This is a genomic window from Micromonospora sp. NPDC005163 (assembly GCF_053599835.1).
Genome location: NZ_JBSFYP010000025.1, coordinates 1 through 9,967 on the forward strand (window position 1 = coordinate 1; position 9,967 = coordinate 9,967).

Here is a 9,967-nt window from a genome sequence, read left to right on the forward strand (position 1 = left end):
GGGGTGCTTGACCACCCCCCCACACCCCCACCCCCCCCCCGGGCGGCGGGGGCCCCCGGGCCCCCGGGCGCCCGCCCCCCGGCCGCGGGGCCGAGCGGGATCAGCTGGTGAAGGTGATCCGGTCGCGACGGCGCCGCATCATCAGCAGGGCGCCACCGCCGATCAGGGCGACGCCGCCCAGCGCGAGGCTGGTCACGGCCACACCGGTCAGCGGCAGACCGCCGCCATTGTCGGTGCCACCCGCGCCGCCTCCCGTGCTGGCCGAGGCCGAGACGGAGCCCTCGGGTGCGGTCGAGTCGGACGGGGAGACCGAGTCCGACGGCGAGACCGAGTCCGACGGCGAGACCGAGTCCGACGGCGAGACCGAGTCCGACGGGGAGACCGAGGTCGACGGCGAGGCCGAGGTCGACGGCGAGACGGAGCTCGACGGCGTGGGGCTCGGGGACTGGGTGCCCCCGGTGCCGGCGCACGTGTGGGTCAGGTTGAAGAAGTTCTGCGGAACCTGCCCGTGGATGGTCGACTCGCCGCTCTCCAGCTTCCAGCCGGACGGCGTGGCGAACCAGACCTTCTTGGCGCCGTTGTCGGTGGTGAAGTGGCCGTCCGCAAGGGTCTTGTAGGTGTCGGCGGTGCCGTTGTTGTCGGTATCCCAGCCGATCCGCACCGCGTCGACGCTCTCGACGCCCTTGCCGGGCCAGATGAAGACCCAGACGTCCTGGTCGGCCTGCTGGCCTGCCGCGCACTTGCCAAAGCCCTGGTTGAAGCCGTTGTCCGCCGCCAGGATGTGCTCGCCGTCCTGGTGCAGGACGGGATTGGTGACGGTGGTCGATGCCCAAGCCGGGGTGGCGAGAGCGAGACCGGCCGTGGCGGCGGCCGTGCAGACGGCCGCGCGCACCAGGCGCCGACGCTGTGGCATGAGTATTCCTCCGAGATTGGCCGAGGGGACGGCACATGATCCCATGTACGGGATCTTTTGGCGACATCGGTCGATCGGCCTGAGCTGGGACGACGTGCCGGACAGGAACAGGATTCGGGCCAACTTCTGCGGCTTTCCTGCGCGTGTCGCCGTAACACGTACCGCCGCCGCGACGCTCCGCGCGCTCCGGCGGGCTTCCCAACCCGCAGTGCTCACATTACATTGTCGACTATCCATGGGAGCGCTTCCGTGGATCCCCGTGGTGACTCCGCCACCGACAGGAGCCCGCCATGCCCCATCCCACCCGGCCGTCGCCCGGCCGCCCGGACCGGTCCCTATCACCGGTCGCCGACCAACCCTGGCCACGGCGACTGCTCGCCGCCGGCGTCGCCCTGCTCACCGGGCTCGCCCTGGCGGTGGCCGCACCGCCGTCCGGGCCCGCGTCCGCCGCACCGGCCTTCGACTACGCGGAGGCGTTGCAGAAGTCGCTGCTCTTCTACGAGGCGCAGCAGTCCGGCCGGCTGCCCGACTGGAACCGGGTCTCCTGGCGCGGCGACAGCGCGCTCACCGACGGGGCCGACGTCGGGCTGGACCTCACCGGCGGCTGGTACGACGCCGGTGACCACGTGAAGTTCGGCTTCCCGATGGCGTTCAGCGCCACCATGCTGGCGTGGGGCGCGGTGGAATACCGCAGCGGCTACACCGCCTCCGGGCAACTGCCGCACCTGCTGAACAACCTGCGCTTCGTCAACGACTACTTCATCAAGGCGCACCCGTCGGCCAACGTCCTCTACGGACAGGTCGGCAAGGGCGACGACGACCACAAGTGGTGGGGCCCGGCCGAGGTGCTGCCGATGGCGCGGCCCGCGTACAAGATCGATGCGAGCTGTGGCGGCGCGGACCTGGCGGGGGAGACGGCGGCTGCGATGGCCGCCTCCTCGATGGTGTTCCGGCCCACCGACGCGGCCTACGCCGACCGTCTGGTCGGGCACGCCCGGCAGCTCTACACCTTCGCCGACACGGTGCGGAAGTCCTACCACGAGTGCATCACCGACGCGACGAGCTTCTACCGCTCGTGGAGCGGTTGGCAGGACGAGCTGGTCTGGGCCGCGATCTGGCTGCACCGGGCCACCGGCGAGGCCAGCTACCTGGCCAAGGCCGAGAGCGAGTACGACAAGCTCGGCACCGAGAACCAGTCCACCACCCGCTCCTACAAGTGGACCATCGCCTGGGACAACAAGCAGTTCGGGGCGTACGTGCTGCTGGCCAACCTGACCGGCAAGCAGAAGTACGTCGACGACGCCAACCGTTGGCTGGACTACTGGACCGTCGGCGTGGACGGGCAGCGGGTGCCGTACTCGCCGGGCGGCATGGCCGTGCTCGACTCCTGGGGCGCGCTGCGCTACGCCGCCAACACCTCGTTCGCCGCGCTGGTCTACAGCGACAAGACCACCGACACCACCCGCAAGGCGCGCTACCACGACTTCGCCGTCCGGCAGATCAACTACGCGCTCGGCGACAACCCGCGCAACTCCAGCTACGTCATCGGGTTCGGCGCCAACTCGCCGCGCAACCCGCACCACCGCACCGCGCACGGCTCCTGGTGGGACAGCCAGACCGTGCCCGTCGAAACCCGGCACACCCTCTACGGCGCGCTGGTCGGCGGGCCGTCGGCGGCCAACGACGCGTACACCGACAGCCGGTCGGACTACGTGATGAACGAGGTGGCCACCGACTACAACGCCGGCTTCACCTCCGCGCTGGTCCGGCTGGTCTCCGAGTACGGCGGCACCCCGCTCGCCGGCTTCCCGGTCGCCGAGACGCCGGACCTCGACGAGGTGACCGTGGAGACCACGGTGATGCAGGCCGAGCCCCGGGCGACCGGTCTCAAAACGATGATCTACAACAGGTCCGCGTACCCGGCCCGGGCGCTGACCGACGCCCGGTTCCGCTACTACTTCCGCCCGGACGGCGTCGGGCCGGTGCAGGTCACCCCGGGCTACACCCAGGGCTGCCCGTCCCCGACCAGCGCGAGGCAGCTCAGCGGCGACATCTGGTACGTCGAGGTGGACTGCACCGGGCACACCATCGCCCCGGCCGGGCAGTCACAGCACCGGATGGAGGTCCAGTTCAAGATCGGGGTGCCGGAGGGCGGTACCTGGGATCCGACCAACGACCCGTCGTACCAGGCCACCGCCGGGCCGAACCGGAAGGTGCCGCTCTACTCCGGCGGCACCCGGATCTGGGGCGACGAGCCGGGGCCGGCCGTGCCGGACACCACCGCTCCGACCGTGCCGGGTAAGCCGGTGGCGTCCGAGCTGACCCCGAGGTCGGTCACCCTGAACTGGGCGGCGTCCACCGACAGCGGCGGTAGCGGGCTGGCCGGCTACGAGGTTCGCGAGTTCCTGGTCGGCAACGACGTGGTGGGTAACCGGCGGAGGACGGACCGTAGTTATCCACTGGCGGTGGACAACGAGCTGGTGATCCGGCCCGTCACCGGCACCGCACTGACCGTCTCGACGCTGCTGCCGGAGCGGACGTACCAGTTCACGGTCGTGGCCCGGGACGGCGGGCAACTCGTCGGCAGCCTCGCCGATGCTCAGCGTGACCACGCCGCCGGCAGACACCGCCGACACCACCGCGCCCAGCCCGCCCGGCGCCCCGGTCGCCTCGGCGGTCACCGCCACGGGGCTCACCCTGAGCTGGGCGGCGTCGACCGACAACGTCACAACCAGGGCTGGTCGGCGACGGTCAGCCAGACCGGCGCGGCGGTGACCGCGACCAGCCTCTCCTACAACGGCACGGTGGCCCCGGGGGCGTCGGTGAGCTTCGGCTTCAACGGCACGCACAGCGGCAGCAACCCTCGACCGACGGCCTTCACCGTCAACGGGATCGCCTGCGCCCTCGCCTGACGCCCACCGCTACGAGGGATAACCCGGCGGGATTCGGGGCAAGCCAGCGTTGTGCGGGAATTGCTGACCGTCGGGCACGGGACAGCCGACCGGGTGCGGCTGGGGGAACTGCTGACCGGGGCCGGGGTGGCCCTGGTCGTGGACGTGCGGCGGTACCCGGCCAGCCGCACCAACCCGGACGTCCGGCGGGAGGAACTCGAGCGGTGGCTGCCCGAGTGCGGCATCGACTACCGCTGGGAGCCGCGCCTGGGCGGACGCCGCCACGTTCCGGCCGGGGAGCCGGAGCCGGACACATGGTGGACGGTCGCGGCGTTCCGGGCGTACGCCGCGTACACCCGCACGTCGGAGTTCGACGCGGCGTTGGACAAGGTGCTGGCCGACGCGGCCGCGCGGACCACCGCGGTGATGTGCAGCGAGAGCCTCTGGTGGCGCTGCCACCGCCGGCTCATCGCCGACGTCGCGGCGCTCGGTCGCGGGACGCCCGTCGCGCACCTGATGCCGGACGGGCGGCTCAGCCCGCACCGGACGGCCGAAGGCGCCCGCCGGCTGCCCGAAGGGCACCTGTGCTGGGACGGTTGAGGGCCCGGCCGTCGCACCCGATGGCGTACCGGGGTGCCGGCGGCTGGCTAGGCTCGACCCGTGCGGGCACCGAAGCGCGATGACACGGTGCTGTTCGTCGTCTACGACGGGGTGCGGCTGCTCGACGTCACCGGTCCACTGGAGGTCCTCACCGTCGCCAACGAGCACGGCGGGGCGTACCGGTCGGTGCTCGCCTCGCCCGACGGCCGGGACGTGGTCAGCAGCGCCGGCGCCCGGCTCGGCGCCGACGTTGCGCTGCCCGACGTCGTCGCGCCGGTGGGCACCCTCGTCGTGCCGGGCGCGCCCGACTGGCAGGCGGCGGCCGCGGACCGGGCGCTGCTGGACCAGATCTGCCGGCTCGCCGCCGGGGCGCGACGGACCGCGTCGGTCTGCGCCGGGGCGTTCGCCCTCGCCGCGGCCGGCCTGCTCGACGGGCGGCGGGTGACCACCCACTGGGACCTGGCCGACCAGCTCTCCGCGCACTTCCCGGCGGTCACGGTCGACCCGGATCCGATCTTCATCACCGACGGCCGGATCATCACCTCGGCCGGGATCACCGCCGGCATCGACCTCACGCTGGCGCTGGTCGAGGCGGACCTCGGCCCGGAGATCGCCCGCGCGGTCGCCCGGCACCTGGTGGTCTTCATCCAACGCCCGGGCGGGCAGTCCCAGTTCAGCGTCCGGACCAGCGTGGAGGGCACCCGCAACGCCGTGCTCCGCCGGGTGCTGGACGCGGTGGTCGGCGACCCGGCCCGGTCGTACGACCTGGCCGGCATGGCGGCGCTCGGCGGCGTGAGCCCCCGGCACCTGGCCCGGCTGTTCCGGGCCGAGCTGGGCACCACCCCGGCCGGGTACCTGGACCGGATCCGGGTGGAGGCGGCGCGCGGCCTGCTGGAGCGCGGCGACGACACCCTGGACGTGGTGGCCCGGCGAGTCGGTTTCGGCTCGCCGGAGACGATGCGGCGGATCTTCGTGCGGTACGTCGGTGTCAACCCCGGCGCCTACCGGTCCCGCTTCCGCACCACCGGCATCTCCGGCCACCAGTGACCGGCGGTGGTCTCCGGCCGGCGTCCCGACCGGAGACCACCGGGATCACCGGCCGGAGGCGAGTTCGGGTTCGGGGACGACCGCCGGCGCGGGATCAGACTGCCGCAGGGCGACCAGCGCGGCGACGGCGAGCAGCGCCACCGACAGCCAGAGGCCGACCGCGATCCCGCCGGAGTCCGACAGCACGCCGGAGACCAGCGGACCGACCGCCTGGCCGAGCGAGAACGCCACCGTCAGCAGGGCGATGCCGGCGGTCCAGCCGCCGACCGGCAGGGCCCGGCGGGCCAGCACCGTGGCCGCCGTCGGACCGGCCATGAACGCGCTGCCGAACACCACCGCCGAGAGCAGTGCCGCGGGCAGCCCGGCGGGCAGCAGCAGCACCGGCAGCACGCCGAGCAGCACCACCAGGGACACCAACGCCGGTGCCCGGCCACCGGGCAGCCGGCTGACCAGCCGCCCCCACACGGTGAGCGTGGCCAGCGCGGACGCGAGGCCGAGCGTCACGAAGAACGCGGCGACCCCCGGCGTGCGCAGCCCCTCGTCGCGCAGCAGCGCGATCACGAAGGTCAGGTAGCTCACGTAGCCGGCGCCGAAGAGCACGTACCAGACGAAGGTCGGGGCGAGCCGCTCCAGGTCCGCCCGGGGCATGCCGGCGCGGGTGACCCCGGTCACGGGCGCGACTCGGCGGACGGCGAGCAGAGCCGGGACGACCGCGAGCACGGCGGCCCCGCCGAGCAGCAGCCAGCCGACCCGCCACCCGGCGTCCCCGGCCACCGCGAGCGCCGCCGGCACCAGCAGACCGGAGAGCACCACCCCGATGCCGACCCCGGCCATGTAGAGGGCCACCATCGTCGCGGCCCGCCGCTGCCCACCCCCGGCGGACACCCGGGCGGCGAGCGCCGAGCCGAGCACGAAGGTGACCGCCGTGGTCACCCCGCCCACGAAACGCAGCAGGCCCAGCACGGGGTAGTCCGCGCTCGCGGCGGTGAGCAGCAGGATGAGCGCGCTCACCGCGAGGGTGCCCAGGAACGCGGCCCGGTCGCCGAACCGGCGGGCCCAGAACACGGCCGTGCCGGCGCCCAGCAGGTAGCCGGCGGCGTTCGCGGTGTTCAGGCCGCCGGCCTGGGCGTACGTCCAGTGCAGGTCGCCGCGCATGGCGGGCAGCAGCAGGGCGTACGCGAAGCGGGTGAAGCCGAGCGCCACGACCGGCCCGGCGGCCAGGCCGAGCGCGATCAGCGGTTCCCGCCAGGACGGGAATCGGGACATGGTTCCTCCTCGGTCGGCGGGCTCGTCGGCCCGCTGATCAGGTGGAACCCGGCACTGCCGGTGGTCGGTGGCCGGCCGGATGGACCGGTGACCCTCGGATCGGGACATCGGCGGTGGACGCGGTGGTGCCGCCGCTCACTCCACCAGGTCGTCGGCGAGCAGGTCCATCAGCAGGCCGTCGTGCCAGCGCCCGTCCTCGCCGCGCTCGTAGCGGCGCAGCACCCCGACCGGCCGGAAACCGACCTTGGCGTACGCGCGGATGGCGGCGCTGTTCGCCGCCGCCGGGTCGATGGTGAACCGGTGGTGGCCGTACTCCTCGATGAGGTGTCGGGCCAGGGTGCGGATGGCGTCTACGCCGAGCCCGGCGCCGCGTACCGCAGGGTCGAGGAAGATGTCCAGGCTGGCGTGCCGGTAGTCCGGGTCCGGCTCGGCGTACCACTGGATCGCGCCGATCACCCGGCCGTCGTGCTCGATGGCGTACAGGGTCAGCTCGTCGTCGGCCAGGTCGGCGCGAACGGCTTCCACCAGGTCGTCGCCGCCCCGCCACCACCGGCGCACCTCAGGATCGGCGCGGATCGCCGCGAGGGCCGGCACGTCCGCGACCGTCGCCGGTCGCAGAGTCACCGCCCGCCCCCGCAGCATCGGCTCAGCCCCGGATCTCGCCGTGCTCGACGCAGACCGCCGACCAGCCGACCGGCAGCACCTGCACCTTCATCCGGCGGCGGCAGCGGTGGCAGTATCGCGGCGGCTCCAGCTGGCGGGCCGACGCGCAGCCCGGGTGGGCGCCGCCGGCCGCCACCGGCTCACCGCACCGGTCGCACCACAGCTCCGTCGTCGTCATGACCGTCACAGCGTGGCGGAGAGGGCCTTGACCGGCATCTTCAGCTCGTCCAGCAGGTCCAGGTCGGCGGTCGCCGGCCTGCCCAGCGTGGTCAGGTAGTTGCCGACGATCACCGCGTTGATCCCGCCGAGCAGACCGTCGCGGGTGCCGAGGTCACCGAGGGTGATCTCCCGGCCGCCCGCGTACCGCAGGATGGTGCGCGGCATGGCCAGCCGGAACGCGGCGATGGCCCGCAGGGCGTCCTTGCCCTCCACCACCGGGCGGTCACCCAGCGGGGTGCCGGGCCGGGGGTTGAGGAAGTTCAGCGGCACCTCGTGCGGGTTCAGTTCGGCGAGCTGCGCGGCGAACTCCGCCCGCTGCTCGACGGTCTCGCCGAGGCCGAGGATGCCACCGCAGCAGACCTCCATGCCGGAGTCGCGGACCATCCGCAGCGTCTCCCAGCGCTCCTCCCAGGAGTGCGTGGTGACCACGTTGGGGAAGTACGACCGGCAGGTCTCCAGGTTGTGGTTGTAGCGGTGCACGCCCATGTCGACCAGGTCGTCGACCTGCTCCTGGGAGAGCATGCCCAGCGACGCGGCGACCTGGATGTCGACCTCGGCCTTGATGGCGGCGACGCCCTCGCGCATCTGCTTCATTAGCCGGGCGTCCGGGCCGCGGACGGCGGCCACGATGCAGAACTCCGTCGCCCCGGTCTTCGCGGTCTGCTTCGCCGCCTCGACGAGGGACGGGATGTCCAGCCAGACCGAGCGCACCGGGGAGGTGAACAGGCCGGACTGGGAGCAGAAGTGGCAGTCCTCCGGGCAGCCGCCCGTCTTCAGCGAGACGATTCCCTCGACCTCGACCTCCGGACCACACCACCGCATCCGCACGTCGTGCGCGAGCTGGAGGGCGGCGGGCAGGTGCTCGTCGGGCAGGTTCAGCACGGCGAGGACGCCGGCCTCGTCGAGGCCGACGCCGTCACCCAGGACCTGGGTACGGGCCTGGTCGAGGATCTCTGGCATGGCTCGTACCCTACAAGGCCCCCCGGTCAGCCGGAACGGCCCGCCGGCCGGGCGAGCGGGACGGCCGGCGTGGTCGGGATCTAGCGGTACGCGGCAGCCGTCGCATCGGCCCAGCCGCGAGGCTCACGTTCGGTGCGGTCGACCTCGCGTACCGAGTGGATCCGTCGGGCCGGTGGTGGCGGGTGGTAATTTCGCCCGGCGGGTGTCGGCGTGACCGGCGCGGACGGTGGCGAAGGGGTGACGGTGGCGGACTGGCTGGCGGCGCTCGACCGCCGTGCGGATCTGCGGGCGAAGGCCGGGCTGACCCGGCGGCTGCACCCGCGTCCCGCCGCCGACGGCATGATCGACCTGGCCGGCAACGACTACCTCGGCCTGGCCACCCACCCGGAGGTCACCGGTGCCGCCGCGGCGGCGCTGTCGGCGTACGGGCTGGGGGCCACCGGGTCGCGCCTCGTGCGCGGCTCCACCGACGCGCACCAGGCGCTGGAGGACGAGCTGGCGCAGTGGCTGGGCACCGACCGGTCCCTCGTCTTCTCCTCCGGCTACCTGGCCAACCTGGGTGCGTTGCGTGCCCTCGTCCAACCCCGGACGCTGCTCGTCTCCGACGCGCACAACCACGCGTCCCTGATCGACGGCTGCCGGATCTCCGGCGCGGAGACCGTGGTCACCGCCCACGCCGACGTGACGGCGGTGGCCGCCGCGCTCGCGGTGGCCCCGGGCCGCCCGGCGGTGGTGGTCACCGAGTCGGTCTTCTCGGTCGACGGCGATCTCGCCCCGCTGGCCCGGCTGCACGCGGTGGCCCGCCGCTACGGCGCGCTGCTGCTGGTCGACGACGCGCACGCGCTCGGCGTGACCGGTCCGGCCGGCGCCGGGGCGGTCGCCGCCGCCGGGCTCGCCGGCGAACCGGACGTGGTGGTCACCGCAACCCTGTCCAAGGCGCTCGGTGGCGCGGGCGGGGTGGTCGCCGGCCCGGCCGAGTTCGTCCGGCACCTGGTCGAGACCGGCCGCACGTTCATCTTCGACACCGCGCTGCCGCCGGCGGTCGCCGCCGGGGTGCACGCCGCGCTGCGGCTGGCCCGGGCCGGTGATGACCTGCGTACCGAGCTGGCCGAGCGGGTGGCCCTCGCGGTCGACCGGCTGCGTACGGCCGGGTTGACCGTCTCCGCGCCGGACGCGGCCGTGATCTCGGTGACCGCCCCCGGGCCGGAGGCGGCGACGACCTGGGCCGCCGACTGCCGGGACCGGGGTGTCGCGGTGGGCTGCTTCCGGCCGCCGTCGACCCCGGACAACCGCTCCCGGCTGCGCCTCACCGTCAGCGCCGGGGTGTCCCGGCCGGCCTTCGAGCGGGCACTGGACGTCATCGTCGAGTGCGCGCCATGAGCGCTAGGAGTGAGCCGGTGTTGCGAGC

General features: G+C 73.6%; 8 protein-coding genes and 1 pseudogene. 4 read left to right on the forward strand and 5 right to left on the reverse strand.

Annotated elements, in window-relative coordinates; translation table 11 throughout:
* Positions 1-100: 100 nt before the first annotated feature.
* On the reverse strand, positions 101-913 hold the full coding sequence (locus tag ACWD6N_RS18570) for an LPXTG cell wall anchor domain-containing protein (RefSeq protein ID WP_354963048.1): 813 nt from the start codon (positions 911-913) through the stop codon (positions 101-103).
* 290 nt (positions 914-1,203) lie between these two features.
* On the opposite strand from ACWD6N_RS18570, the pseudogene ACWD6N_RS18575 reads away from it, so the two are divergent.
* The 3 genes and pseudogenes from ACWD6N_RS18575 (at position 1,204) to ACWD6N_RS18585 (ending at position 5,451) form a co-directional block, all read left to right on the forward strand.
* A pseudogene (locus ACWD6N_RS18575) lies at positions 1,204-3,825 on the forward strand (glycoside hydrolase family 9 protein).
* A gap of 51 nt (positions 3,826-3,876) precedes the next feature.
* Positions 3,877-4,404: a DUF488 domain-containing protein gene (locus tag ACWD6N_RS18580; RefSeq protein ID WP_354963047.1), complete on the forward strand. Its 528-nt coding sequence runs from the start codon at positions 3,877-3,879 to the stop codon at positions 4,402-4,404.
* A 60-nt stretch (positions 4,405-4,464) separates the two neighbouring features.
* Complete coding sequence (locus tag ACWD6N_RS18585) at positions 4,465-5,451, forward strand: GlxA family transcriptional regulator (protein ID WP_354963046.1); 987 nt, start codon at positions 4,465-4,467, stop codon at positions 5,449-5,451.
* Between the two features lie 45 nt (positions 5,452-5,496).
* On the opposite strand, the gene ACWD6N_RS18590 is transcribed toward ACWD6N_RS18585, so the two are convergent.
* From ACWD6N_RS18590 to bioB, 4 genes are all read right to left on the reverse strand, one after another.
* Positions 5,497-6,717: a YbfB/YjiJ family MFS transporter gene (locus ACWD6N_RS18590; RefSeq protein ID WP_354963045.1), complete on the reverse strand. Its 1,221-nt coding sequence runs from the start codon at positions 6,715-6,717 to the stop codon at positions 5,497-5,499.
* A gap of 135 nt (positions 6,718-6,852) precedes the next feature.
* Positions 6,853-7,359, reverse strand: coding sequence for a GNAT family N-acetyltransferase (locus tag ACWD6N_RS18595; protein ID WP_354963044.1), 507 nt, complete (start codon positions 7,357-7,359; stop codon positions 6,853-6,855).
* A 4-nt stretch (positions 7,360-7,363) separates the two neighbouring features.
* Positions 7,364-7,558, reverse strand: a complete 195-nt coding sequence (gene bsaP / locus ACWD6N_RS18600) for a biotin synthase auxiliary protein BsaP (protein ID WP_354963043.1) — start codon at positions 7,556-7,558, stop codon at positions 7,364-7,366.
* Positions 7,559-7,563: 5 nt separating this feature from the next.
* On the reverse strand, positions 7,564-8,559 hold the full coding sequence (gene bioB, locus ACWD6N_RS18605) for a biotin synthase BioB (protein WP_074318140.1): 996 nt from the start codon (positions 8,557-8,559) through the stop codon (positions 7,564-7,566).
* A gap of 243 nt (positions 8,560-8,802) precedes the next feature.
* Between bioB and ACWD6N_RS18610 the strand changes: the two genes are divergently transcribed.
* Positions 8,803-9,939: an 8-amino-7-oxononanoate synthase gene (locus ACWD6N_RS18610; RefSeq protein WP_354963307.1), complete on the forward strand. Its 1,137-nt coding sequence runs from the start codon at positions 8,803-8,805 to the stop codon at positions 9,937-9,939.
* The last annotated feature ends 28 nt before the right edge of the window (positions 9,940-9,967 follow it).